The sequence below is a fragment of the Micromonospora sp. SL1-18 genome (assembly GCF_047921505.1).
Lineage (GTDB): Bacteria > Actinomycetota > Actinomycetes > Mycobacteriales > Micromonosporaceae > Micromonospora.
Genome location: NZ_JBLROA010000047.1, coordinates 22,142 through 47,609, shown reverse-complemented (window position 1 = coordinate 47,609; position 25,468 = coordinate 22,142). Strand labels below are relative to the sequence as shown.

Genomic DNA, 25,468 nt, shown 5'->3' with positions numbered 1-25,468 from the left:
CACCCCCACAGGCCGCACCTGGAGTGGATCAGGCCCGTTCGGCGGCTCGACGAGTGCCCACCGGGCGGCGTGGCCGTGCGGCTGGGCGATACCGGACATGGCGCCCGGTGGGTATGACGGCCGGATCAACAGGCCGCCACGGTCGCATGCCATGGTCCGCACACGATCCGGGAAGTTGCTGCCTCCAGGCGCACGGAGGCAGCAACTTCCCCGATTGCGCGGATCGCGCCGCCCCGCAGGCGCGACAGGATCAGGGGGCGGGGGTGGGTTTGGGGTTCTCGTCGAGGGCGGCGAGGATCGCCTCGGCGGTCCGCATTCCGACGCCGGGGACCTCGGTGATCTCCTCGACCGTGGCGGCGGAGAGCCGCTTGAGCGAGCCGAAATGGCGCAGCAGTGCCTTGCGGCGTACCTCGCCCAGGCCGGGGATGTTGTCCAGCGCCGACTCGGTCATCCGTTTTGAGCGCCGCTGCCGGTGGAAGGTGATGGCGAACCGGTGCGCCTCGTCGCGTACCCGCTGCAGCAGGTAGAGCGCCTCCGAGGCGCGCGGCAGGATGACCGGGAACTCGTCGTCAGGCAGCCAGACCTCCTCCAGCCGCTTGGCCAGCCCGCACAGCGCCACGTCGTCGATGCCCAGCTCGGCGAGGGCCTGCGCGGCCGCCGCCACCTGCGGCGCACCACCGTCGACCACGACCAGCTGCGGCGGGTACGCGAACTTGCGCGGCCGCCCGGTGGTGGGATCGATGCCGGGCCGGTCCGGGTCACTGGCCGTCTCCTCGCCGATCTCCCCGGTCTCGGCACGGGCGTCGAGGTAGCGGGCGAAGCGTCGGCGCAGCACCTCCGACATGGCGGACAGGTCGTCGGTGGCGCCCCGGATGATGAACCGCCGGTACTCGCTCTTGCGCGGCAGCCCGTCCTCGAAGACGACCATGCTGGCAACGACGTCGGTGCCCTGGATCTGGGAGACGTCGAAACACTCGATGCGCAGCGGCGCCGTACGCATGCCGAGCGCCTCGACGATCTCGTCGAGGGCCTTGCTGCGGGTGGTCAGGTCACCCGCCCGCTTGAGCTTGTGCCGGGCGAGCGCGTCCTTCGCGTTGCGTTCCACGGTCTCCAGCAGCGACCGTTTGTCGCCGCGCTGCGGAACGCGCAGCGACACCCGGCTGCCCCGGCGGGCGGAGAGCCAGTCGGCGAGTGCGTCGACGTCGCCGGGCAGCTCGGGGACGAGCAGCTCGCGGGGGACGTCGGCCTCGCCCTGCTCGCCGCCGTAGACCTGGGTGCAGAAGTGGTGCACCAGATCGCCGGTGGTCAGCTCCTCGGTCTTCTCCACCACCCAGCCGCGCTGGCCGCGCACCCGCCCGTCGCGGACGTGGAAGACCTGGACCGCGGCCTCGAGCGGATCCTCTGCGAAGGCCACCACGTCGGCGTCGGTGCCGTCGCCGAGCACCACCGTCTGCTTCTCCATCGCCCGGCGCAGCGCGGCGACGTCGTCGCGCAGCCGGGCGGCCCGCTCGAACTCCAGCTGCTCGCTGGCCTCCTGCATCTCCCGTTCGAGCCTGCGGACCATACTGTCGGTGCGGCCGGCCATGAAGTCGCAGAACCCGTTGACGATCTCGCGGTGCCGCTCGGCGGTCACGCTGCCGACGCACGGCGCGGAGCACTTGCCGATGTAGCCCAGCAGGCAGGGGCGACCGACCTGGCCGGCCCGCTTGAAGACCCCGGAGGAGCAGGTGCGGGCCGGGAAGACGCGCAGCAGCAGATCCAACGTCTCGCGGATGGCCCAGGCGTGCGAGTACGGCCCGAAGTAGCGCACCCCCTTGCGCTTGGCGCCGCGCATCACCTGCAGCCGCGGGAACTCCTCGTCGAGGGTCACCGCCAGGTACGGGTACGACTTGTCGTCGCGGTAGCGGACGTTGAACTTCGGGTCGTACTGCTTGATCCAGGTGTATTCCTGCTGGAGCGCCTCCACCTCGGTGGCCACGGTGATCCAGTCCACCGACTCGGCGGTGAAGACCATCTGCCGGGTGCGCTGGTGCAGGCTGACCGGGTCGGCGAAGTAGGAGTTGAGCCGGCTGCGCAGACTCCGCGCCTTGCCGACGTAGATCACCCGGCCGGTGCCGTCACGGAAGCGGTAGACCCCTGGCGACTCCGGGATGGTGCCAGGTGCGGGACGGTAGGTCGAGGGGTCAGCCACGTGGCAAGCCTAGTGCGCACCTCCGACACCCCACCGCCGCCGCGCGCCCACTCCCCGGCGGGTCACGCGGATCCGGACGCCGCCGGCAGCGGTCAGGCCAGCGAAATCTGGTCGCCGGTGACCTTGATGTTCTTCGGAGGCAGGGGCCGGGTGGCCGGACCCATCTTGACGGAACCGTCGACGATCGAGAAGCGGCTGTTGTGGCAGGTGCAGATGATGGTGTCACCCTCGATCCTCGACACCGGGCAGCCCTGGTGGGTGCAGATCGGGCTGAAGCCCTTGAACTGGCCCGCGTGCGGCTGGGTGACGACGACACCCTTGCTGGCGAATATCTCCCCACCACCGACCGGGATGTCGGTGGTCCGGGCGATGGCTTCGCCGGCGCTGGCGCTCACGCCGGGATCGCTGCTGGTCGCGCCCGGGCCGCCGCTGGTCGGGCCGCCGCTGGTCGGGCCGCCGCCGCTGGTCGGGCTCGTCTCCTCGTCGCTGCCGCAGGCGGCCAGCACCACCGCCGTGCCGACCGCGCCGGCACCCGCGAGCAGGGCCCGCCGGGTCTGCGTACCCGGTGCGGTCAGCATCTGGTCATCACTCATATCCGGCCTTTCTCTCGGCTACCGCCGCCCCGCACTACCAGGGTTCAGATGTGAACACGGAACACTGTGCCGCACGGTTCATACTGGCGCGTCACGAAATGAGTATCCGAACGGGGACGGACCCGGGTGGCCCGCCCCGCCCGTCGTACTGTCGCTCAGCGCGCCCCGGCCGGGACCTTGCGGGTACGCGACTTCACGCCGCTGCCGTTGGCCTTCGCCGCCCGGGTGGTGGCCGCCCTCGCCCCCTTGGCCTCACCGTCGAGCTTGAGCATCGGGCGCAGGAACTGACCGGTGTGGCTCTCCGGGACCTCGGCGACCTCCTCCGGGCTGCCGGTGGCGAGCACCGTGCCGCCCCGGTGGCCGCCTTCCGGCCCCATGTCGATGATCCAGTCGGCCGTCTTGATCACGTCGAGGTTGTGCTCGATGGTGATCACCGTGTTGCCCTTGTCGACCAGGCCCTCCAGGACCATCAGCAGCTTGCGGATGTCCTCGAAATGCAGGCCGGTGGTCGGCTCGTCGAGGACGTAGACCGTCCGGCCGGTGGAGCGCTTCTGCAGCTCGGAGGCGAGCTTGACGCGCTGCGCCTCGCCGCCGGAGAGCGTCGGGGCGGGCTGGCCGAGGCGGACATACCCGAGGCCCACGTCGACCAGGGTCTTGAGGTGCCGGTGGATCGCCGGGATGGCGGAGAAGAACTCGGCCGCCTCCTCGATCGGCATGTCCAGCACCTCGGCGACCGTCCGGCCCTTGTAGTGCACCTCGAGGGTCTCCCGGTTGTACCGGGCGCCCTTGCACACCTCGCACGGGACGTAGACGTCGGGCAGGAAGTTCATCTCGATCTTGATGGTGCCGTCGCCGGAGCACGCCTCGCAGCGGCCGCCCTTGACGTTGAACGAGAACCGGCCCGGCCCGTACCCCCGGACCTTGGCCTCGGTGGTCTCCGCGAAGAGCTTGCGGACGTGGTCCCAGACGCCGGTGTAGGTGGCCGGGTTCGACCGGGGCGTACGGCCGATCGGCGACTGGTCGACGCCGACGACCTTGTCCACGTGCTCCAGGCCGCTGACCCGGGTATGCCGGCCGGGGACCAACCGGGCACCGTTGATCTGGTTGGCCAGGACCGCGTACAGGATGTCGTTGACCAGGGTCGACTTGCCGGAGCCGCTCACCCCGGTGACCGCGATGAGCTGGCCGAGCGGGAAGCTCACCGTGAGGTTGCGCAAGTTGTGCTCGCGCGCCCCGTGCACCACCAGCTCCCGGCCCGGGGTCTGCGGCCGGCGCTGCTTCGGCGTCGGGATCTCCTTTCGCCCGGACAGGTACGCCCCGGTGATCGAGTCCTCGCTGTCCAGCAGGGCCGCCACCGAACCGCTGTGCACGATCCGGCCGCCGTGCTCACCGGCGCCCGGGCCGATGTCGACGATCCAGTCGGCCACCCGGATGGTGTCCTCGTCGTGCTCGACCACGATCAGCGTGTTGCCCAGCCCGCGCAGCCGCAGCAGGGTCTCGATCAGCCGGTGGTTGTCCCGCTGGTGCAGGCCGATGGACGGCTCGTCCAGCACGTAGAGGACGCCGACCAGGCCGGAGCCGATCTGGGTGGCGAGCCGGATGCGCTGCGCCTCCCCGCCGGAGAGGGTGCCCGCCGGGCGGTCCAGGGAAAGGTAGTCCAGCCCGACGTCGAGCAGGAACTTCAGCCGGGCGTTGATCTCCTTGAGCACCCGCTCGGCGATCATCTTCTGCCGGTCGGTCAGCTCGATGCCGGCGAGCAGCTCGGCCGCCTCGCCGACGGACAGGTTGCAGACCTCGGCGATGCTCTTACCGGCCAGGGTGACCGCGAGCACCTCCGGCTTGAGCCGCGTGCCCCCACAGGCCGCACAGGGCACGTCCCGCATGTAGCCCTCGTACTTGTCCCGCGACCACTCCGACTCGGTGTCCGAGTGGCGGCGCTCGATCCACTGCACCACGCCCTCGAAGCCGGTGTAGTAGGAACGCTCGCGCCCGTACTTGTTGCGGTAGCGGACGTGCACCTGGTCGTTGGAGCCGTGCAGGATCGTCTTCTGCGACCGGGACGGCAGCGCCCGCCACGGCGTGTCCAGGTCGAAGTGCTCGGCCTCGCCGAGCGCCTCCAGCAGGCGGAGGAAGTATTCCAGGTTGTGCCCGGTGGACCAGGGCTGGATGGCGCCCTCGCGCAGGCTGCGCTCCGGGTCCGGGATCACCAGCTCCGGGTCGACCTCCTTCTTGGTGCCCAGCCCGGTGCACTCCGGGCAGGCGCCGTACGGGGCGTTGAAGGAGAAGACCCGGGGCTCCAGGTCCTCGATGGCGAGGGGGTGGTCGTTGGGACAGGCCAGGTGCTCGGAGTAGCGGCGCTCCCGCTCCGGGTCGTCCTCGGCCAGGTCGACGAAGTCGAGCAGCACCAGGCCGCCGGAGAGGCCGAGCGCCGCCTCGACCGAGTCGGTCAGCCGCTGCTTGGCGCTGGGCTTGACGCTGAGCCGGTCGATCACCACCTCGATCGTGTGCTTCTCCTGCTTCTTGAGCTTCGGCGGCTCGGTCAGCGGGTGCACCACGCCGTCGACCCGGGCCCGGGCGTAGCCCTTGGCCTGGAGCTCGGCGAACAGGTCGACGTATTCCCCCTTGCGGCCGCGCACGACCGGGGCGAGCACCATGAACCGGGTGCCCTCGGCCATGGCCAGCACCCGGTCGACGATCTGCTGCGGGGTCTGCCGGGAGATCCGCTCGCCGCAGACCGGGCAGTGCGGCTCACCGACGCGGGCGAACAGCAACCGGAGGTAGTCGTAGACCTCGGTGATGGTGCCGACGGTGGAGCGCGGGTTACGCGAGGTGGACTTCTGGTCGATGGACACCGCGGGGCTGAGGCCCTCGATGAAATCGACGTCGGGCTTGTCCATCTGGCCGAGGAACTGCCGGGCGTACGACGACAGCGACTCCACGTAGCGGCGCTGGCCCTCCGCGAAGATGGTGTCGAACGCCAGGCTCGACTTGCCCGACCCGGAGAGCCCGGTGAAGACGATCAGGGCGTCCCGGGGCAGGTCGAGACTGACGTCACGCAGGTTGTGCTCGCGCGCGCCACGGATGATCAGTCGGTCGGCCACGGTACGTGTGCTCCCGGAAGAAGAATGTGAGGCGTATCTGTCCGCTCGGAGGATGATCTGAGCGGTTTCTCAAGGTTGTCGGGGCGCAGGAAACACGCCTCGGCAACTCTAGCCCTGAGGTACGACAAGTTCCGTCGTGCGCACATTCCACCAGGTCAGCCCGGTCGCGCCGGCCCCGGTGGGGCCGGCGCGAGGCGGTGCGCGGGCTCAGTATCCGCCGGGCGACGGCGGCGACGCCGGACGCGCCCTGCGCCGCCGCTCGCCCCGCCAACTCCCCCGCCGCTCGGCGGCCAGCCGGACCTCCCGGCGCCGGCTCTCGTACACCAGCTCCCGCTGGAGCCGGCGCCAGCTCTCCCAACGCCGGACGGGCAGCTCGCCGCTGTCCAGGGCCGCCCGCACCGCGCAGGCCGGCTCGGCCTCGTGCGCGCAGTCGGCGTACCGGCAACCGGCGGCGAGATCGGTGATGTCCGCGAAGGCCCGGTCCAGCCCGGCCGAGCCGTCCAGCAGGCCGACCGCCCGTACGCCGGGGGTGTCCAGCACGGCACCGCCGCCGGGGATCGGCACCAGCGCCCGCCAGGTGGTGGTGTGCCGACCCTTGCCGTCGGAGCGGCGAATCGCCTGGGTACGCATCACCTCCGCCCCGGCGAGGGCGTTGACCAGGCTCGACTTGCCCGCCCCGGAGGGCCCCAGCAGGCCGAGGGTCCGCCCCGGCGCGACGTACGGGCGCAGCGGGTCCAGCCCGGTGCCCTGCTCGGCACTGACCGGCAGCACCGGCACCCCGGGCGCCAGCGCGGCGAGCTGACGGGCGACGGCCGCCGGGTCGGCCGCCAGGTCCGACTTGGTGAGCACGAGCAGCGGCTCCGCACCGGACTCGTGGGCGAGGGAGAGCAGCCGTTCGATGCGTGCGGCGTCCGGCTCGGGGTGCACCGGCTCGACCACCGCGGCGGCGTCGAGGTTGGCGGCGAGCACCTGCCCGCTGGCGTCCTTGCCGGCGGTCCGCCGCACCAGCGCGGTACGGCGGGGCAGCACCGCCTCGACGGTGACCGGCCCGTCCGGCCAGGTGGCCAGCAGCACCCAGTCGCCGGCGCAGGGCAGAGCGGCCAGGTCCCGGGCCGCGGCGGCCAGCACCACCCCGCCCAGGCTGGCCCGCACCGGCCCCTCGGGTCGCAGCACGGTGCAGATCCCGCGGTCGACCCGGGCCACCCGGCCCGGGCGGTGATCGGTGTGTCGTCGTACGTGCGCCGCCCGGTCGGCGTCCCAGCCGAGGGCGGTCAGATCGAGTGTCATGGAATCCTCAGAGGTGTCGAGGGGGTTCATGGCGGAACACGCGTGCTACGACCGGCATGCTCACCACCTCCGCTCCGACTTCCGGCGCCGCGTTCTGCGACGACTTCAGCTCGGCGCGACCTGACGCCGCGCCGCGGCCTGAAGCCGTCGGACCGACGGTAGGGGGCCCGCCGACGCGCCGAAAGCGATTTCCCCGGCGACGCGGCGGTCCCGTACGGCTAGGGTCGGGGCGTGAGCGCGAGGAGTGAGCCGATCCTGCGAGCCCCGCAGTCGCGAACCGAGGTGGCACCGTGACCAGCGATCCGCTGTTGCTGACCGGGGCGGTGGGCGACGCCACGACCGGACTGCTGCGTACCGTCGCCGCCTTCGACGCCGCGGACGTGGCCGCCGCGTCCCTGCTGCCGGGCTGGACCCGCGGCCATGTGCTGACCCACCTGGCCCGCAACGCCGACGGCTTCGTCAACCTCCTCACCGCCGCCCGCACCGGCGAGCCCATCCCGATGTACGCCAGCGCCGAGGCCCGGTCCGCCGACATCGAGGCCGGGGCCGGCCGCCCGCCGGACGACCTCCTCGACGACCTGCGCCACAGCGCGCAGCGGTTCGCGGCGGCGGTCGACGCGATGCCGGTCGAGGCCTGGGCGGCCACCGTGCAGACCCGCCACGGCCCGTCGCCGGCGACCATGCTGGCCTGGTGGCGGCTGCGGGAGATCGAGGTGCACCACGTCGACCTGGTCGCCGGCTACCGGCCGGCCGACTGGCCGGAGGCGTTCGCCCAGCGGCTGCTGCACGAGGTGGCGACCGGGCTGGCCGACAATCCGGAAGCGCCGGCGATGGTGCTGCGCTTCGACGGCTTCCGCCACGAGATCGTCGTGGGTGAGGCCGCGGGGGCGCCCACGATCACCGGCGCGGCGTCGGAGCTGGCCGCGTGGCTGATCGGCCGCAGCGCCGGCGAGGTGCTCACCGTCACCCCCGAGAGCCCCCTGCCGGCCCCGCCAGAATGGATATAGACGTCGTCATGGCCTACACCGGAAATGTCACGCCCGGCGGCGTGCCAGCCGTCCGCGAGCTCGACCGGCTCACCATCACCAAGGTGTCGGTGGGGCCGATGGACAACAACGCCTACCTGCTGCGCTGCCGGGACAGCGGCGAGCAGGTGCTCATCGACGCCGCGAACGAGGCACCCCGCCTGCTCGACCTGGTCGGCGACGGCGGCCTGGCCGCGGTGGCCACCACGCACCGGCACATGGACCACTGGGTGGCCCTGGAGGAGGTGGTCGCCAAGACCGGCGCCCGCCCGCTGGTGCACGCCGACGACGCCGAGGGGCTGCCGATCGACGCCGAACCGCTACGCGAGGGCGACACGGTCCCGGTCGGTGACTGCGCCCTGGAGGTGATCCACCTCAAGGGACACACCCCGGGCTCGATCGCGCTGCTCTACCGGGACCCGTCGGGCATCCCGCACCTGTTCACCGGCGACAGCCTCTTCCCGGGTGGGGTCGGCAACACCGACCAGGACCCGGAACGGTTCGGGCAGCTCATCGACGACGTCGAGCACAAGCTGTTCGACCGGCTGCCGGACGAGACCTGGTTCTACCCGGGGCACGGCAAGGACAGCACCCTCGGCGCCGAACGGCCCGCGCTGCCGCAGTGGCGGGCCCGCGGGTGGTGAGCTGCCCGAATCCGGGCGGCGGCGGGGAACGCCCCGCCGGCCGCGGCCGGCATGGTGCGTACGCCCTGAGCCGCCGTACCGCTCAGCGGGGGCGCAGCACCTGGACCCGGCGTACCGGGGAGTCGACCGCGGGCTCGGTGGTGGCCACCGGGTAGCTGGCCACCACCTCCAGCCGGCCGGGTGGCAGGTATCCCCGGTCCGGGTCGCCGACCAGCACCTCGGCGCCCCGGTCGGCGGCCCGCTGCAGGAACGGCAGCACCCGCTCGGCCAACCCCGCCTCGTAGAGCACGTCGCCGGCCAGCAGCAGGTCGGTGCGGACCGTCGCGTCCAACAGGTCGTCGCCGTTGGCCGCCACGGCCACCTGGTTAGCCCGCGCGTTGACGGTGACGGCGGCGACCGCGTACGGGTCGATGTCGTTGGCGACCACCCGCTCGGCGCCGGCGAGCGCGGCGGCGATGGCCACCAGCCCGGATCCGGCGGCCAGGTCGAGCACCCGCCGGCCGGCGGCCAGCTCGGGGTGGTCGAGCAGGTGGCGGGCCAGCGCCTGACCGCCGGCCCAGACCGAGGCCCAGTACGGCGGCGCCAGCGGGTGGCCGGCCGCCGCCTCCATCCGGGCCCACCAGAGGATCGCGTCCTCGGCGAGGTGCAGCCGTACCTCGGGCACGAACGGCGCGGCGACGAGCCGGAGGCGGTCCGGGCCGCCGCCGGGTACGGCGATCTCCCGTTCCAGTTCGGCCAGCGCCGTCGGTTCCCTCACCGGGGCAAGCATGCCGGGCGTCGACCCGTCGCGGAGGGATTTTCCCGCTCTGAGCTTATTAACGGGGCACGCCGGCACTTCCGCCAGCAGATCCTGGTTCGGACGGTTAGTGTCGGGAAGGTACAGGGCGATCATCGGCCGCGGCCGGTGCCCGCCCGCTTTGAACAGGGAGAGACGCATGGCAACCGGCACGGTCAAGTGGTTCAACTCGGAAAAGGGCTTCGGCTTCATCGAGCAGGACGGCGGAGGGCCGGACGTGTTCGTCCATTACTCGGCCATCCAGACCGGCGGCTACCGGGAGCTGCAGGAGGGCCAGAAGGTCGAGTTCGAGGTGACCCAGGGGCAGAAGGGTCCGCAGGCGGACAACGTCCACCCGCTGTAGTTCCGTGCCGGCGGCGGCGGTCGGGGTTTCCGACCGCCGCCGCAGCCCATCTGCGGACCGGCGACACCGGGCCGTAGGCCTTGAGCACGCCCACGAGTCGGCCGCGCAGCGGATGGGCGGGCGCTGCCGGGACGCGCGAGTCGGTCAGGCGGCCAGCCGCCGCGACAGCTCGTCGGCGACATCCTTGGCCAGCGTCGGCGGGATCGCGGCGGCGATCTTCTCCGGCGTCATGCCCGCGAGCACCCCGGCGATGATCGCCTGAGAGTCAGCGGGGTTCTTGCCGCTCAACGCGGCGATGTCGGACCGGGTCGCGGCGATCTGCGCGGCGATCTGAACCAGGCCCGCCGGGATGGGCTTCCAGTTGCCGTCCTTCTGCGGCGGGTAAAACTTGGCCGTCAGCGGGTCGGCGTTGTCGGCCAGCATCCGCAGCCACCAGGTGGCGGCGTTCTCCGGCTGCCCGTCAGGTCCGGGGGCCAGGCTGGCCTTGAGCAGCTTGTTGAGCATCCGCTCGACGTTGGCAAGTTGCGTGGCCTGGGCAGGGGTCATGTCGTCCTCCAGGAGTCCGATGGTGGTCAGGTAGCGGCGGAACAGCGGGGTCTGGTCCCGGTTCGCCTTGGTGGAGTCGCGGAAGAAGCTGAAGTGGGTGTGGATCAGGTGGCTGCTGTCGCCGGTGCTGCGCTTCTTCAGCCGGTCCCACCGCTTCACGGTCTTGCCGTCCGGGGAGTAGATGATCTCCCTGATGTCCTGGGTGTCGGCGGTACCGGCGACGCACTGCGCCACGCACCAGGTGGAGAAGTTGCGCAGGTCGTGCGTGGCACCGCCGGACTTGACCGTGAACATGCCCACGTCCAGGGCGGACGCGTCGAGGGTCAGCCCGGAGGAGTCCCGGGTGGACTCCACCACCGAGTAGTCGTTCGGCACCACCCGGTCGGAGCCGCAGTGATATCCGCCTTTGTGGTTGGCATCGCCGACGATGCCGACCTCGCCCGGTTCGAGAGCGTCGCTGATAACGGCGTTCTTGTTGACGTTGAGGTAGGTGAGCAGCAAATCGCGGACGGCCAACAGGTTTTCCGGGGCTCGGGTCATGGGATCTCCCTTCCGGGTCGTCAACCTGGCCGGGCACGCGGTCACTCCATGTAGCGTCGCCTGATCCCGGACGCGTCCGGCTCGGACAGTGGTGCACGGCACCGTGCACCTGTCCCGAGAATATCCATGCAGACAAAAATTTGCCCAGGTCAGAGGCACTATCTGGAACTATGAGGAACCTGTGGACAGCGGCCGTGCGAGCGGGAGCGCCCTGGCCGACGGGATACGCGGGGCGTGCGGGATCTCCGGCCGTTCAGCACGAAGAGTGACGGCAGTGCCCAGGGCGCTAAGCGGTGCCCGCCGAGCCGGCCGACGCCCGGGACTGACCTGACGTGCCGAGAGGGGCCCCGGCGATCGCCCGCCGGGGCCCCTCTCGGCACGTCAGGTCAGTAGCTGAGGCATTCGCACTCGGTCATCAGCGCCCGCACGTTGCGCACGTACTGCGGGTTCGGGATGGCCAGGGGCTCGCCCTCCCGGGCCACCGCGTCGTGCCCGTAGTTGTACGCCGAGATGACCGCGTTGAGCAGGCACGAGTTCAGCTCGGACGTGCACAGCGAGGCGTTCAACCGGTAGTCCGACTCGAAGTACATGTCCCCGATGTACTTGGTGAGCCAGGCGAGATAGTTCGCACCCAGGTACGCGTTGTCCCGGTAGGCGTTGATGTCGTACGACTCGCCGAAGCGCTGGTTCATCCAGTCCGCGGTGGCGGGCATGACCTGCATCAGCCCGATGCCACCGTCGCAGGCCACGATGTTGGACTGCCAACCGCTCTCCTGCCAGGCGGTGGCCTTGACCAGGTTCAGCGGGATCTTGATGTCGGGCGCCGAGGTCGGCCAGTACTGCTTCGCGGCCGCGTCCGACAGCGCCGCCTTCACCTGGCTACGGGTCGCCTCGGTGCCCCGGTAGCTCGGCTTGCAACTGCTGGGCGCCGGCTTCGGCCGCGCCGGCGGGACCTTCGTCTCCGTCGGCGGCTTCGGCTTGGGCAGCGGCCCGGCCGCCGTCCGGGTGTGCTTCGGCTTGGGCTTCCCCGTCGGCGTGGCGCTCGGACTCGGCTTGCCGCTGGGCGCCACACCCATCTTCTCGACCGCCGCCGGTGGCGCCCCGTTCGGCTTGTCGGCCGCGGCGTCGACGGGCACCTCGCCGGGCAGCCCGACCGCCACCTCCTGGGACGGGCGTTCCTCGCCGCCGCATCCGGTGAGCCCCACCGCCAGCAGCAGCACAGCGGTCGCCGTGGTCCATCGGCCGATTCCCCGTCGCATCAAACCCCTCCCCCGCGGTTGCCCGCCGCACCCTAGCAAGGATCAATGGCCCGCTGGGGGCACGCGGCTGACGTCCGGGACGAACGCGGCCACCGCGCGCCTGCCCGGCCCGGTGTCGGCCCGGCCGGCACGGGCACCCCACGAGGGCGCCCTGACCAGCGGTCGACGCGGAACGAGAGTGTGTCTCCGATCACCACGACAGCCGCCACCGCCAGCAGCGCCGAACGAGCCGCGGCGCCCGCGTACGCTAGGAAGCCGACCAGCAGCACCGGTCGCCCCGCCCGGCACCAGCAGTCCGAAGATCACGCGGTCTCGCCCGCGACCGATCATCGCGGCGACCAGGTAGATCAGCGGGGCCGGTGGGCCCGGCAGCCACGCCCGCGGCTCGGGCACGGCCCGTCCAGGGCCGGCGGGCCAGTCGCTGAACCGGTCGGGACAGCAGTTTCGGTAGAGAACCGGGCGATCTCGGGGGTGACCCCGCGGCGTCCCACGGCAACCGCAGACAGGAGTATGGAGGGTATGCAGCTACGCACCGACCTCCGCAACGTCGCCATCATCGCCCACGTCGACCACGGCAAGACGACCCTGGTCGACGCCATGTTGCGGCAGGCCGGCGCCTACGGCGCCCGCGGTGAGGTCACCGAGCGGGTCATGGACTCGATGGACCTCGAGCGGGAGAAGGGCATCACCATCCTCGCCAAGAACACCGGCGTGCGGTACCTGCCGGCGGACGGGTCCGAGCCGGTCACCATCAACATCATCGACACCCCCGGCCACGCCGACTTCGGTGGCGAGGTCGAGCGCGGCCTGACCATGGTCGACGGCGTGATCCTGCTGGTCGACGCCAGCGAGGGCCCGCTGCCCCAGACCCGGTTCGTGCTCCGCAAGGCCCTCAAGGCCCGACTGCCGATCATCCTGGTGATCAACAAGGTGGACCGGCCCGACGCCCGGATCAAGGAGGTCGTGGACGAGGCCTACGAGCTCTTCCTCGACCTGGACGCCGACGAGGAGCAGATCGACTTCCCGATCATCTACGCCTGCGCCCGCGACGGCATCGCCTCCCTCACCCAGCCCGCCGACGGCGCGGTCCCGCAGGACAGCCACAGCCTGGAGCCGCTGTTCCGCACCCTGCTCGACACCATCCCGCCGCCCGCGTACGAGGAGGACGCGCCGCTGCAGGCGCACGTCACCAACCTCGACGCCTCGCCGTTCCTCGGCCGGCTGGCGCTGTGCCGGGTCCGGCAGGGCACCATCAACAAGGGCCAGACGGTGGCCTGGTGCCGCACCGACGGCAGCACCCAGCGGGTCCGCATCTCCGAGCTGCTGATGACCGAGGGCCTGGAACGCAAGCCGGCCGAGTCCGCCGGGCCGGGCGACATCATCGCCGTCGCCGGCATCCCGGAGATCATGATCGGCGAGACGCTGGCCGACGCGGAGAACTCGATCCCGCTGCCGCTGATCACCGTCGACGAGCCGGCCATCTCGATGACCATCGGCACCAACACCTCGCCGCTGGTCGGCCGGGTCAAGGGCGCCAAGGTCACCGCACGCATGGTCAAGGACCGCCTCGACAAGGAGCTGATCGGCAACGTCTCGCTGCGGGTGCTGCCCACCGAACGCCCCGACGCCTGGGAGGTGCAGGGCCGCGGCGAGCTGGCGCTGGCGATCCTGGTCGAGCAGATGCGCCGCGAGCAGTACGAGCTGACCGTCGGCAAGCCGCAGGTGGTCACCCGGGAGATCGACGGGAAGACCTGCGAGCCGGTCGAGCGGCTGACCATCGACGCCCCCGAGGAGTACCTCGGCGCGATCACCCAGCTGCTGGCCACCCGCAAGGGCCGGATGGAACAACTGGTCAACCACGGCACCGGCTGGATCCGGATGGAATGGCTGGTCCCGGCCCGCGGCCTGATCGGCTTCCGCACCGAGTTCCTCACCGAGACCCGGGGCACCGGCATCCTCCACCACGTCTTCGAGTCGTACGAGCCGTGGTTCGGCGAGCTGCGTACCCGGGGCACCGGCTCGCTGGTCGCCGACCGCTCGGGCGCGGTCACCGCGTTCGCCATGACCAACCTCCAGGAGCGCGGCCAGCTCTTCGTCGAGCCCGGCACCGAGGTGTACGAGGGCATGATCGTCGGAGAGAACTCCCGCTCCGACGACATGGACGTCAACATCACCAAGGAGAAGAAGCTCACCAACATGCGCTCCTCGACCGCGGAGGAGACCGAGAAGCTGATCCCGCCGCGCAAGCTGTCGCTGGAGCAGGCCCTCGAGTTCTGCCGCGAGGACGAGTGCGTCGAGGTGACCCCGGCCGCGGTGCGTATCCGCAAGGTGCTCCTCGACCAGACCCAGCGCGGCCGCCTCGCCGCCCGCCGCAAGCACGCTGGCTGATCACCGCCCATCCGGAGCCCGGACCGCCCCCCGGCGGCCCGGGCTCCACCGTTTCCGCCCCCACCTCGCCGAGCACGGCGTTGGCGGTCGTCATCTCCGCAGGCCAGCCTGGCCGTAGCCCCACCGATGGCGGTGATCCGCTACGGTCACCGGCATGACCTGGGAGGATCTCGACGCGCACCTCGACAAGGTGCCCGGCACCATCTCCGCGTACGTGGGCCGGCTGGGCGCCCGGCCCACGTGGACCCGCCTGCCCGACGCCACCCACTACGCGGCCAGCACGATGAAGGCAGCCGTGCTGGTGGCGCTGTACCGCGCCGCCGAGGCCGGGCGGCTGGACCTGGACGCCCCGGTCCCCGTGCACAACGGCTTCGACTCCGCCGCACCGGGCGCACCCCGATACGGCTGCGACCAGAGCTACGACGACACCGACAACGCGGTGTGGGCGCGGGTCGGCGGCACCGCACCCCTGCGCTGGCTCGCGGACCGCATGATCGTCCGCTCCAGCAACCTGGCCACCAACATCGTCATCGGCCACGTCGGACTGCCCGCGGTGGCCGAGGCGTGGGCGCTCGCCGGGGCGCGGCACAGCGTCACCGGCCGGGGCATCGAGGACTACGCGGCCCGGGACGCCGGCATCGACAACATGGTCACCACCGCCGACCTGGCCGCCCTGCTCGGCGAGCTGGCCCTCGGCGCGCGCCGGCCCGGCCCCCTGGCCTCCCCGGCCGGCTGCGCGTCCATGCTGGACGTGCTGTTCGCCCAGGAACACCGCGATGACCTCGCCGCCGGGCTGCCCGAGGGCACCCGGATCGCGCACAAGAACGGCTGGATACGCGGCCTCCGGCACGGCGCCGGCGTGGTCTTCCCGGCCGACGCCCCGCCGTACACGGTCGTCGTCTGCACCACCACCGAGCTGGCCGACGGCGGCCCGAGCGGCGAGGAAGCCGACGATGCCTGTCGGCTGATCGCCAACATCTCCGCCCAGGTGTGGGAGTCCCGGCACGAGCTGACCGACTGACTCGGGCGTCGGCCCCGCCGCCACGCGCCGGCGGGGCCGACGCTCACTCCAGCAGGTTGGCGCGCAACGCGGCGACCGTCCCGTCGGTCACCCCCAACCCGTCCCGCAGGTACGCCCCGAACGAGCCGTGCACCCGCCGCACCTCGTCGTACGCGGCGTCCAGATACTCCGGCCGCACCTCCAGCAGCGGTCGCGCGACCGCCGGGTCCAGGTCCGGCCGCTGGCGGATCATCGCCTCGAGCAGCACCTCGCGCAGGCTCTCGGTCAACTCGTTGTGCCGCAGGTAGTCGGCCCGGATCGCAGCCTCGTCCACCCCGAGCGCGGTCAGCAGCACCACCGACAGCCAGCCGGTCCGGTCCTTGCCGGCCGAACAGTGGAACAACAGCGGCAGATTCGCCCCGTCGGCAGCCAACCGCACCGCCGCGCCGAACCCGACCCGGGCCGACTCCCCGGTGACGAACCACCGGTAGATCGCGGCCATCACCGCCGGCATGCCCTCCCGAACCAACGCGTCGTACGCGCCCAGGTCGTGACCGAGCAGCACCGCCGAGACGTACGTGAAGACCGGGTGGGCCGGGTCGTACACCGGCAGGTGCGCCACCCGCGGCTCCCCGACGAGACGGTCCGACGGGGCGACCGCCTGCTCGGTGGCGTGCCGCAGGTCGACCACGCAGGCGGGAGCCAGCTTGCCCAGCACCGGCAGGTCCTCGTCGGTGAGCCGGCCCAGGGCGGCGGTGCGGATCAACCGACCGGCGCGCACCCGCCGCCCGTCCGCCGCGAGCAGGCCACCCAGGTCACGGGCGTTCGGCGCGCCCACCAGTGCCCAGTCCCGTTCCGCCATCGGCCCTCCCCAGTCCTCGGCAACCTGCGTATAGGGTGCCCCACATGACGATCGCCGCGGTACGCACCCACCGGCTCTCCGCCCCCTTACACACCCCGTTCGTCACCGCACTGCGCCGCACGACCACGGTGGACACACTGGTCGTCGAGGTGATCGACGCCGACGGGCGATCCGGGTTCGGCGAGGCCCCGCAGGTCTGGCAGGTCACCGGGGCGTCCATCGCCGGCGCCGAGGCATGCGTCCGTGACCTCCTCGCGCCCGCGCTGACCGGCCGGGACGCCGACGACCTCCAGGCCCGCTGCGCCGAGGTACGCCGCGCGGCGGTCGGCAACGAGTCCGCCAAGGCCGCCGTTGACGTCGCCCTGCACGACCTGGCCGCGCGGCGCCTCGGCGTACCGCTGGTACGGCTGCTCGGCGGCACCACGCTTCGCGTGCCGACGGACGTCACCCTGGCCGCCGGCGACGCGGTGGACCTGGCCGCCGCCGCGAGCCAGCGCCGGGCCGAGGGGTTCACCGTGCTCAAGCTGAAGGTCGGCACCGACGCCGGGGGCGACCTCGACCGGGTACGCGCGGTCCGCGCCGCGGTCGGCCCGGACGTACGCATCCGGCTGGACGCCAACCAGGGCTGGACGCCACGCGAGGCGGTCCGGGTCATCCGCGGCATCGAGGACGCCGGGCTCGACGTCGAGTTGGTCGAACAGCCGGTCCACCGCCGGGACCTGGACGGCCTGGCCTGGGTCAGCGACCGGGTCGACCTGCCGATCCTCGCCGACGAGTCGGTCTTCGACGTCCGCGACCTGGTCGAGGTGATCCGCCGCCGGGCCGCCGACATGGTGAACGTCAAGCTGGCCAAGTGCGGCGGCCTGCACACCGCCCGGACACTGCTCGACCTGGCCGCCGCCCATGGGATGGGCACGATCGTCGGCTCGATGATGGAGAGCCCGGTGGGCGTGGGCGCCGCGGCCAGCCTGGTCGCCGCGTACGGGACCAGTGCCGTCTCGGACCTCGACGCCGCCTGGTGGCTGGCCCGGTCGCCGGTGCGCGGCGGGATCCGGTACGACGGCGCGAGCGTGCTGCTGCCGGACGCGCCCGGCCTGGGCATCACCGACGTGAGTGAAGTTTAGATTCAGCCGCGTGGTTGATGGCTGGCGAAATTTTTCATAGGCTCGCGCCAGAGGGCGCGAGGTGGGGGTCGACATGGAGCTGCAACCGGGCCACGAGGCCCTCGTCCGGGTTCCGGTGGCGACCCTCTGGGCCGCCCCGGAGGCGGTCCGCCCGGTCGACCACCCCGCCCTGGCCGACGCGCCGGACATCGCCGCCTGGATCGCCGGCATGGACCGCGACCAGCGGGTCGGCGAGTGTGTGCTCAGCCAGCTGCTGCTCGGCGAACGGGTGCTCGTCACCGAGGTACGCGCGGACGGCTGGGTCCACGTGGTCGCCCTCGAACAGCCTGCCGGCAAGCTCGACCACCGGGGCTACCCCGGCTGGCTGCCCGCCGCCCAGCTGACCCCCGCGCCCGAAACCCCGTCGACCGCCCCGCTGGTGGTCGACGCCGCGCTCACCGCGCTGCGCTCCGCCCCGGACGGCCCGGTGGCGGTGCCCGCCGTGGTCCTCGGCACCCGCCTCACCCCCGCCGGCCGGCCGGTGGGCGGGTGGCGGCCGGTCCACGTGCCCGGCCGGGCCGACCCGCTATGGGCACCCGAGGGCGACGTCGTGCCGCTGCCCACCGAGCGGCCGGAGGCCAAGGAGGTGCTCGCCGTCGCCGAGCGGCTGCGCGACCTGGTCTACATCTGGGGTGGCGTCTCCAGCCACGGCATCGACTGCTCCGGTCTGGTGCACCTGTCCTGGCGGCGGTACGGGGTGACCCTTCCCCGCGACGCCGACGACCAGGCCGAGGCGACCACTCCCCTGGCGCCGGGCGAGGAGCGCCCCGGCGACCTCTACTTCTTCGCCCGGCCGGGGCGCCGGATCCACCACATCGGCATCGTCAGCAGTGAGCCGCACGGGGAGGTCCGGCGGATGGTGCACGCCTGCTACATCCAGCGCGGGGTGGTGGAGGAGCGGCTCCCGCCGGACCGGGAGGCTACGCTCGTCGCCGCCCACCGCGTCGTCTGACCCCGTACCCGTGAAGGGGTGCTTCCCCGGTCGGGGAAGCACCCCTTCACCACGCGGTCAGCGTCGGGCCTCGGCCAGCTCGCGGCGCCGGTCCCAGGACGACTTGATCAGGCTGGCGGCGGTCGCGAGCAACAGGGTGCCGAGGATGACGGTCAGCGACAGCCAGATCGGGATGTGCGGGGCCCAGGCCACCGGCTGGCCGCCGTTGACGAACGGCAGGTTGTTGCCGGCGAGGGCCTCCAGGACCAGCTTCACGCCGATGAAGCCGAGCACCACGGCCAGGCCGTAGCTGAGGTAGATCAGCCGGTCCAGCAGCCCGCCGAGCAGGAAGTAGAGCTGTCGGAGCCCCATCAACGCGAACACGTTCGCGGTGAAGACCAGGTACGGCTCCTGGGTGATGCCGAAGATCGCCGGAATCGAGTCGAGGGCGAAGATCAGGTCGGTGGTACCGATCGCGATCATCACGATCAGCATCGGGGTGAACCGTCGATGCCCGTTCTCGCGGGTGGTCATCCGCGCGCCGTCGTAGTGCTGGGACAGCGGCAGCGCCTTGCGGCTCCACCGGATCAGCACGTTCTCGCTGAACTCGTCCTCGTTGGGCTCGCCCTGCCGGGCCAGGTTGATCGCGGTGTAGATCAGGAACGCGCCGAAGAGGTAGAAGACCCAGGAGAACTGGGAGATCAGCGCGGCACCGGCGGCGATGAAGCCACCCCGCATGACCAGCGCCAGCAGGATGCCGATGAGCAGCACCTTCTGCTGATACTGCCGGGGCACCGCGAAGCGGGCCATGATGATCACGAAGACGAAGAGGTTGTCCACCGAGAGGCTGTACTCGGTGAGCCAGCCGGTGTAGAACTGGCCGGCGATGCTGGGTCCGGCGGCGAGCCAGAGCCCGCCGCCGAAGAGCAGGGCCAGCCCGACGTAGAAGCCGACCCACAGGGTCGACTCACGGACGCTGGGCTCGTGCGGGCGCCGACCGATGATGAAGAGGTCGGCGAGCAGGACCGCGATCAACGCGACAAGGGTTCCGGCCCACACCAATCCGGACACGTTCAATTTGATCCTCCGGCAGGCACGCAGCGTCGGGCACACCGTACGCCCTGTGAGGGTCCGGGGTGCGTCTACGCTGACTCTGGTGACTGTCGGAGGTCTCTTCCGCCACCGACCCGAGGACCGGGCCGCTGACCGACGGAGCCGGGTCGTATCACCGGGGACCGGTGATCTTCCGTGCTGACGACTCCGTCGCGGGGGAATACTCCCCTCCTCGGGCGCCATTGTTCACCATCAGGCCCGCTCAGCGCATCTCCGGGGGCCAGGATTCGCGAGGAAATCACGTTCCGGGTGTCCGGCGGACCTCAATCCGCAGGTCATCCTAGGAGGCTAGATGTCCTGCCACGCTCGCTCCTCGGACACCCACCACCCCGGGGCGCACGTCACCGCGGCCGGCGTGCAAGGCTTCGGGCATGGTTCTTGAGGTCGCGCTGATCGACGTGACACCCGGACAAGAGGACGCCTTCGCCGCCGCGTACGCGCAGGCGCACCCGATCCTCTGCGGCACCGACGGCTGCCGCTCGGTGCGGATGACCCGGGGTGTCGAGTCGCCGTCGCGGTTCGTGCTGCTGGTGGAGTGGGACTCGGTCGAGGCGCACGACGTCAACTTCCGACAGAGTGAGCGGTTCCAGCAGTGGCGTGCACTGATCGGCCCGCACTTCGCCAACCCGCCGCGCGTCGAGCACTTCCTCGACGTACCGGCCTGAGCGGGGGCTGACCTCCCTCGTCCACGCCCCACCTCCAACCCCCGCCACACCCGGCCGACCGGGCGGACGCACACCTGACGGCCCGCTCTGGAGCTGAGTCGCCTACGACATCAGCGCGGACGGGCGGGGCGGGCAGCGGGTGAGTTGTTTGCGACCTCAGCCCGACAGCGTGCGACGGAGAGCATCCCCAGCCGGGCGAGTTCGTGGAGCAATTAGCCCGCCATTCCTTCAGCTGTCGTACCCCTCGCATAGATTGCGCGCGACGCGCCGGCCACCGGTCCCGACGGCATTCGGGGGCGCCGGGCCCGGTGGCCGCGCGGGGATATTCCGTCGCGGGTCCGGCCAGCGGCCAATTGGCGGCTTCCAGCGGCACCGCTGACACCCACCCCGGGCGCGCCCCGGCCGCTCAGTCGGGGACCGGAGCGTCGCGCGACTCGGGGACCGCAGCGTAGGGCGGCTCGGCGGCCAGCGTGTCGCGCGACTCGCGTGGGCGGGGCACGAATGCCGGCCCGAGGCGGCGCGCCAGCAGCTCCACGCTCTCGTCCACCGACAGCGCCGCAGCGAGCAGCCAGTCGACCAGCCGCCCGTAGCGGGCGACGTCGGCCTCGTCGACCAGCCGCAGGTCGGTGGTGAGGGTCTCCACCAGCACCGTGCGGGGATCGGCCGGATCCGGGTACGCATAGTAGGAGAAGGCGTTCAACGGATGGACATCGGCATGGAGGGCGGCGTCCCGGGGCAGCAGTCGGATGGTGACGTGCGGCCGGTCGGCGAGGGCGACCAGGTGTCGCAGTTGGTCCCGCCAGACATCGGCCGGCGCGCCGCCCGGGTCGCAGACCCGCTCGTCGAGCAGGGCGGTGTAGCGGGGCGGGTCCGGCTGGCGCAGCACCTCCTGGCGCACCGCGCGGCCCCGTACGTCCGCCTCCACGTCCACGCCCTCGTGCAGCAGCGCCCCGGCGGTGACCCGCAGGCGGGCGTACGCCGGGGTCTGGAGCAGCCCGGGCACAAGGGCGGGCTGGTACTCGACGATGCGGGCGGCGCCCGCCTCCAGCTCCGCGTACGCCCGCTGGCGCTCCCCCATCTCGCCGAGGGCCCGGGACCAGGCCCGGCCGGTGGCGGCGTCCCGGGCGATGACGATCAGCTCGTCCCGCTGGCCGGGCGGCACCTCGTAGACGTCGAGCAGGTCGAGCACGTCGGCCAGGTCCGGCCGGCTCTGGCCCAGCTCGATGCGGGACAGCTTGGACGTGGACGCCCAGCCGAGCCGGCCACAGACCTGCCCCAGAGTGAGCGACTGCCGGCGTCGCAGCCGGCGCAACTCCGCGCCGAGCCGCGCCCGCCGGACGACAGGACTTGCTGACAACGGCATACGAGCCTCCCACCGTGGGAGCGTACGCATCGCCATCACACAGAGCAATACCTCGCTTGCGTAGTGCAATCGACCTTGCGCCCCGCCCGCTTCCGGACGACCGGGTGCGGTCGGCACGGCCCCGGCCGGCCGATCGGGTTGCCGCCCCGGCGGATCAGGGCCGGTACGTGCCGAACGACCAGACCAGCCCGGCCGGGTCCCGGGCGACATAGTCGCGGGAGCCGTAGTCGGTGTCGAAGGGCGGCCGGACGATCTCCGCGCCGGCCGCCCGGGCCCGCTCGTGGTGGGCGTCGACGTCGTCCACGGCCACGTAGACGCGGTAGTCGTCGTCGGCCGGCCGGGACGCCGGCGCCGGCCCGGTGGCCAGCATGACGAGGCTGTCGCCGTAGCCGAGTTGGGCGTGTCGCACCGTCCCGTCGGGACCCTCGTGCACCTCGTGCACGGTGAGGTCGAACGCGGACCGGAGAAAGTCGATGGCGGCCTGGGCGTCGGCGTACCGGAAGACCGGGTAGATGCTTCGCATGCGCCGAGTCTGCCGGCGGGCCGGTCAGCTGGGATTGGACGAATGTGACCTCGGGCGAGCCAACGCCTCGGGGGTGCCCCCGGCGAACTCCCGGAAGTCACGGATCAGATGCGACTGGTCGAAGTAGCCGCAGCGCACGGCCAACTCCGCCCACCCCGGCCCGCCGTGCCGGCCCGCTGGCGGGCCCGCCCCGCCGGTCGGCGCCGCACCGGGCCCGGGCGGGCCGGTCAGCTCGCGGCCCAGCGTCGCGTACGCCCGCTGGAAGCGCACCAGCCGGGCGACAGTCTTCGGCGGCAGGCCGAACTCCCGTCGGAACCGGGCGGCCAGGTGCCGGCGGCTCCAGCCGACCTCGCCGGCCAACGCCCCGACAGCGGCAGCGCCTCCGCTGCCGGCGATCAGCCGCCAGGCCTGCAGCAACCGCGGGTCGACCGGCCCGGTCGCGGCCAGCCGGGCGGCGAGGGCCGCGTCGAGCCGGGCGAAGCGTCCCGCCCAGTCGGGGGCGTCGGCCAGCTCGTCGCGTAGCCTCGCCAGCCAACCGGCGAGCCGGTCGGCGGGCACCGCCTGGTTGGTCACCTCGCCCAGCGGCAGCCCGAGCACCCGGCGCGCGGCCGGCGGCGTCAGCAGCACCTGCACCCCGGCGCCCTCCCCCACCGTACGCGTGGTGCAGTATGCGTCGAACGGCCCGGCCAGGAACGCGTTCACCCCGTACGCGCCGCGCTCGACGGCACGGGGATCGATGACGTCGAGCGGGGCACCCCAGCCGAGGATCAGCACCACGAAGGCGCCGGCCACCTCGCGGCGTACCAGGGGCTGGGCCGCCTGCTCGCGGTAGCCGAGGTAGCGGTCCACGTACGGGTGCAGCCGGGGGTCGGGCAGGCCGACGACCGCCTCGGTCAGCACCCCGTCCATTCCCGACCCGCCCCTCACTTCACGCCGGCAACGTCCATCCCGCGCAGTTCCTTCTTGAGATCGGCGATCTCGTCCCGGATCCGGGCGGCCAGCTCGAACTGCAGTTCCCGCGCGGCGGCGAGCATCTGCTCGTTGAGCTCCTGGATGAGGTTGGCCAGGTCGGCCCGGGCCATCCCCTCCCGGGACGGGGTGGCGGCGCCGCCCCGACCACGGCTGCGGGTCTCCTTGACCGGCGCCTTGCCCCGGGACAGCTGCCGGGCGGCCCCGCCGACGCGGGTGCTCTCGGTGTCCTCCGCCTCGCGGTAGATGTCGTCGAGGATGTCGTGGATCTTCTTGCGCAGCGGCTCCGGGCTGATCCCGTGCGCCTCGTTGTGCGCGATCTGCTTGGCCCGGCGCCGGTTGGTCTCATCGATCGCGTCCGCCATCGACGGGGTGATCTTGTCGGCGTACATGTGGACCTGGCCGGAGACGTTACGGGCGGCCCGGCCGATGGTCTGGATCAGCGACCGACCGCTGCGCAGGAAGCCCTCCTTGTCGGCGTCGAGGATCGCCACCAGGGAGACCTCCGGCAGGTCGAGGCCCTCCCGGAGCAGGTTGATGCCGACCAGCACGTCGTAGTCGCCCTTGCGCAGCTCGCGCAGCAGCTCCACCCGGCGCAGCGTGTCGACCTCCGAGTGCAGGTAGCGCACCCGGATGCCGCTCTCCAGGAGGTAGTCCGACAGGTCCTCGGCCATCTTCTTGGTCAGGGTGGTGACCAGCACCCGCTCGTCCCGCTCGGTGCGCAGCCTGATCTCGTGCATGAGGTCGTCGATCTGCCCCTTGGTGGGCTTCACGATGACCTCGGGGTCGACCAGACCGGTGGGCCGGATCACCTGCTCGACGAACTCGCCCTCGGCCTGCTCCAGCTCCCACGGGCCGGGGGTGGCGGACAGGAAGACCATCTGGCCGACCCGCTCGAGGAACTCGTCGAAGCGCAGCGGCCGGTTGTCGGCCGCGCTGGGCAGCCGGAAGCCGTGGTCGATCAGCATCCGCTTGCGGGAGGCGTCGCCCTCGTACATGCCGCCGATCTGCGGGATGGTCACGTGCGACTCGTCCACGACGGTGAGGAAGTCGTCAGGGAAGTAGTCAAGCAGGCAGTGCGGCGGGCTGCCGGGCAACCGGCCGTCGATGTGCATGGAGTAGTTCTCGATGCCGGAGCAGAAGCCGACCTGCCGCATCATCTCGATGTCGTACGTGGTGCGCATCCGCAGCCGCTGCGCCTCCAGCAGCTTGCCCTGCCGCTCCAGCTCGGCCAGCCGCTCGCCCAGCTCGGTCTCGATGTCGCGGATCGCCCGCTCCATCCGCTCCGGCCCGGCCGCGTAGTGGGTGGCCGGGAAGATCATCAGCTGGTCGGCCTCGCGGACCACGTCCCCGGTGAGCGGGTTGAGATAGTAGAGCTTCTCGATCTCGTCACCGAAGAGCTCGATCCGGACGGCCAGCTCCTCGTACGCCGGGATGATCTCCAGCGTGTCACCGCGGACCCGGAAGGTGCCCCGCTGGAACGCCATGTCGTTGCGGGTGTACTGGATGTCGACCAGCCGGCGCAGCAGCTGGTCGCGGTCCAGCTCCTGACCGACGGCCACCCGGACGGCACGGTCCAGGTATTCCTCCGGGGTGCCCAGGCCGTAGATCGCCGAGACGGTCGCCACCACGATGACGTCGCGGCGGGTGAGCAGCGACATGGTCGCCGAGTGTCGCAGCCGCTCGACCTCCTCGTTGATCGAGGAGTCCTTCTCGATGTAGGTGTCGGTCTGCGGGATGTACGCCTCGGGCTGGTAGTAGTCGTAGTAGGAGACGAAGTATTCCACCGCGTTGTGCGGGAGCAGCTCGCCGAACTCCTTGGCGAGCTGGGCGGCGAGGGTCTTGTTGGGCGCGAGCACCAGGGTCGGCCGTTGCAGCCGCTCGACCAGCCACGCCGTGGTGGCGCTCTTGCCGGTGCCGGTCGCGCCGAGCAGCACCGTGTTACGGTCGCCGCACCGTACGCGACGCTCAAGCTCGTCGATGGCCGCCGGCTGGTCGCCGGCCGGCTGGAACTCGCTGACGACCTGGAAGCGGCCGTCGAGCCGGGGAATGTCGAGCGCCATGGCCTCAACGGTACGCCCGAGGTCCGACAGTTCCGGCCCCACCGCCGCAGGTCCGAGACCTGCTTCGATATTCCCATTGTGTGGCCCAACTCGCGCGGCTACG

At 71.9% G+C, this 25,468-nt stretch carries 21 protein-coding genes; 8 read left to right on the top strand and 13 right to left on the bottom strand.

The genetic code is table 11. The annotated features are described in order from the left end of the window. Nucleotides 1-250: 250 nt before the first annotated feature. From uvrC to rsgA, 4 genes are all read right to left on the bottom strand, one after another. Nucleotides 251-2,191 (bottom strand): excinuclease ABC subunit UvrC, encoded by a 1,941-nt coding sequence (gene uvrC, locus ACNAW0_RS21305; protein ID WP_416289706.1) that lies wholly within the window; start codon nt 2,189-2,191, stop codon nt 251-253. Nucleotides 2,192-2,283: 92 nt separating this feature from the next. Continuing rightward, the gene (locus ACNAW0_RS21300; protein ID WP_416289705.1) at nt 2,284-2,784 is read right to left on the bottom strand and encodes a Rieske (2Fe-2S) protein; all 501 of its coding nucleotides are present in this window, start codon (nt 2,782-2,784) and stop codon (nt 2,284-2,286) included. 155 nt (nt 2,785-2,939) lie between these two features. Beyond that, nucleotides 2,940-5,885, bottom strand: coding sequence for an excinuclease ABC subunit UvrA (gene uvrA, locus ACNAW0_RS21295; protein ID WP_416289704.1), 2,946 nt, complete (start codon nt 5,883-5,885; stop codon nt 2,940-2,942). Between the two features lie 207 nt (nt 5,886-6,092). Then, nucleotides 6,093-7,172 carry a ribosome small subunit-dependent GTPase A gene (gene rsgA, locus ACNAW0_RS21290; RefSeq protein WP_416289703.1) on the bottom strand — a complete coding sequence of 360 codons (1,080 nt, stop codon included), beginning with the start codon at nt 7,170-7,172 and terminating at the stop codon, nt 6,093-6,095. Between the two features lie 290 nt (nt 7,173-7,462). Here rsgA and ACNAW0_RS21285 point away from each other — a divergent pair, with 290 nt between their 5' ends. Both ACNAW0_RS21285 and ACNAW0_RS21280 read left to right on the top strand, forming a co-directional pair. Further along, on the top strand, nt 7,463-8,179 hold the full coding sequence (locus ACNAW0_RS21285) for a maleylpyruvate isomerase family mycothiol-dependent enzyme (protein ID WP_416289702.1): 717 nt from the start codon (nt 7,463-7,465) through the stop codon (nt 8,177-8,179). Nucleotides 8,180-8,187: 8 nt separating this feature from the next. After that, nucleotides 8,188-8,841: an MBL fold metallo-hydrolase gene (locus tag ACNAW0_RS21280; protein WP_416289701.1), complete on the top strand. Its 654-nt coding sequence runs from the start codon at nt 8,188-8,190 to the stop codon at nt 8,839-8,841. An 82-nt stretch (nt 8,842-8,923) separates the two neighbouring features. On the opposite strand, the gene ACNAW0_RS21275 is transcribed toward ACNAW0_RS21280, so the two are convergent. After that, complete coding sequence (locus ACNAW0_RS21275; protein WP_416289700.1) at nt 8,924-9,610, bottom strand: class I SAM-dependent methyltransferase; 687 nt, start codon at nt 9,608-9,610, stop codon at nt 8,924-8,926. A 166-nt stretch (nt 9,611-9,776) separates the two neighbouring features. Between ACNAW0_RS21275 and ACNAW0_RS21270 the strand changes: the two genes are divergently transcribed. After that, a complete protein-coding gene (locus tag ACNAW0_RS21270; protein ID WP_416289699.1) occupies nt 9,777-9,980 on the top strand; it encodes a cold-shock protein in 204 nt (67 codons plus the stop codon). Nucleotides 9,981-10,124: 144 nt separating this feature from the next. Here the strand turns inward: ACNAW0_RS21270 and ACNAW0_RS21265 are convergent, their stop codons facing one another. Next, the gene (locus tag ACNAW0_RS21265; RefSeq protein WP_416289698.1) at nt 10,125-11,066 is read right to left on the bottom strand and encodes a hypothetical protein; all 942 of its coding nucleotides are present in this window, start codon (nt 11,064-11,066) and stop codon (nt 10,125-10,127) included. A gap of 386 nt (nt 11,067-11,452) precedes the next feature. Beyond that, entirely contained in the window at nt 11,453-12,325 is an 873-nt protein-coding gene (locus tag ACNAW0_RS21260; RefSeq protein ID WP_416289697.1) for a transglycosylase SLT domain-containing protein, read from the bottom strand. Between the two features lie 519 nt (nt 12,326-12,844). On the opposite strand from ACNAW0_RS21260, the gene typA reads away from it, so the two are divergent. After that, nucleotides 12,845-14,713 carry a translational GTPase TypA gene (gene typA / locus ACNAW0_RS21255; protein ID WP_416289696.1) on the top strand — a complete coding sequence of 623 codons (1,869 nt, stop codon included), beginning with the start codon at nt 12,845-12,847 and terminating at the stop codon, nt 14,711-14,713. Nucleotides 14,714-14,867: 154 nt separating this feature from the next. Then, nucleotides 14,868-15,734 (top strand): serine hydrolase, encoded by an 867-nt coding sequence (locus ACNAW0_RS21250; protein WP_416289695.1) that lies wholly within the window; start codon nt 14,868-14,870, stop codon nt 15,732-15,734. 43 nt (nt 15,735-15,777) lie between these two features. Here ACNAW0_RS21250 and ACNAW0_RS21245 read toward each other — a convergent pair whose 3' ends face one another. Further along, nucleotides 15,778-16,575: a tyrosine-protein phosphatase gene (locus ACNAW0_RS21245; RefSeq protein ID WP_416289694.1), complete on the bottom strand. Its 798-nt coding sequence runs from the start codon at nt 16,573-16,575 to the stop codon at nt 15,778-15,780. A 44-nt stretch (nt 16,576-16,619) separates the two neighbouring features. Between ACNAW0_RS21245 and ACNAW0_RS21240 the strand changes: the two genes are divergently transcribed. Both ACNAW0_RS21240 and ACNAW0_RS21235 read left to right on the top strand, forming a co-directional pair. After that, nucleotides 16,620-17,699, top strand: coding sequence for a mandelate racemase/muconate lactonizing enzyme family protein (locus ACNAW0_RS21240; protein WP_416289693.1), 1,080 nt, complete (start codon nt 16,620-16,622; stop codon nt 17,697-17,699). 73 nt (nt 17,700-17,772) lie between these two features. After that, nucleotides 17,773-18,690 carry an NlpC/P60 family protein gene (locus ACNAW0_RS21235; RefSeq protein ID WP_416289692.1) on the top strand — a complete coding sequence of 306 codons (918 nt, stop codon included), beginning with the start codon at nt 17,773-17,775 and terminating at the stop codon, nt 18,688-18,690. Between the two features lie 57 nt (nt 18,691-18,747). Here the strand turns inward: ACNAW0_RS21235 and ACNAW0_RS21230 are convergent, their stop codons facing one another. Further along, nucleotides 18,748-19,746, bottom strand: a complete 999-nt coding sequence (locus tag ACNAW0_RS21230) for a TerC family protein (protein WP_416289691.1) — start codon at nt 19,744-19,746, stop codon at nt 18,748-18,750. A 407-nt stretch (nt 19,747-20,153) separates the two neighbouring features. On the opposite strand from ACNAW0_RS21230, the gene ACNAW0_RS21225 reads away from it, so the two are divergent. Next, nucleotides 20,154-20,447 (top strand): antibiotic biosynthesis monooxygenase family protein, encoded by a 294-nt coding sequence (locus ACNAW0_RS21225; RefSeq protein WP_416289690.1) that lies wholly within the window; start codon nt 20,154-20,156, stop codon nt 20,445-20,447. Between the two features lie 406 nt (nt 20,448-20,853). Here the strand turns inward: ACNAW0_RS21225 and ACNAW0_RS21220 are convergent, their stop codons facing one another. The 4 genes from ACNAW0_RS21220 to uvrB all read right to left on the bottom strand — a co-directional run bounded on the left by ACNAW0_RS21220 (nt 20,854) and on the right by uvrB (nt 25,365). Next, nucleotides 20,854-21,810 carry a DUF5753 domain-containing protein gene (locus ACNAW0_RS21220; RefSeq protein ID WP_416289689.1) on the bottom strand — a complete coding sequence of 319 codons (957 nt, stop codon included), beginning with the start codon at nt 21,808-21,810 and terminating at the stop codon, nt 20,854-20,856. A gap of 154 nt (nt 21,811-21,964) precedes the next feature. Next, nucleotides 21,965-22,333, bottom strand: coding sequence for a VOC family protein (locus tag ACNAW0_RS21215; protein WP_416289688.1), 369 nt, complete (start codon nt 22,331-22,333; stop codon nt 21,965-21,967). Between the two features lie 24 nt (nt 22,334-22,357). Continuing rightward, nucleotides 22,358-23,242 carry a DUF6597 domain-containing transcriptional factor gene (locus ACNAW0_RS21210; protein WP_416289687.1) on the bottom strand — a complete coding sequence of 295 codons (885 nt, stop codon included), beginning with the start codon at nt 23,240-23,242 and terminating at the stop codon, nt 22,358-22,360. 14 nt (nt 23,243-23,256) lie between these two features. Continuing rightward, entirely contained in the window at nt 23,257-25,365 is a 2,109-nt protein-coding gene (uvrB, locus tag ACNAW0_RS21205; RefSeq protein WP_416289686.1) for an excinuclease ABC subunit UvrB, read from the bottom strand. Nucleotides 25,366-25,468: the final 103 nt, after the last annotated feature.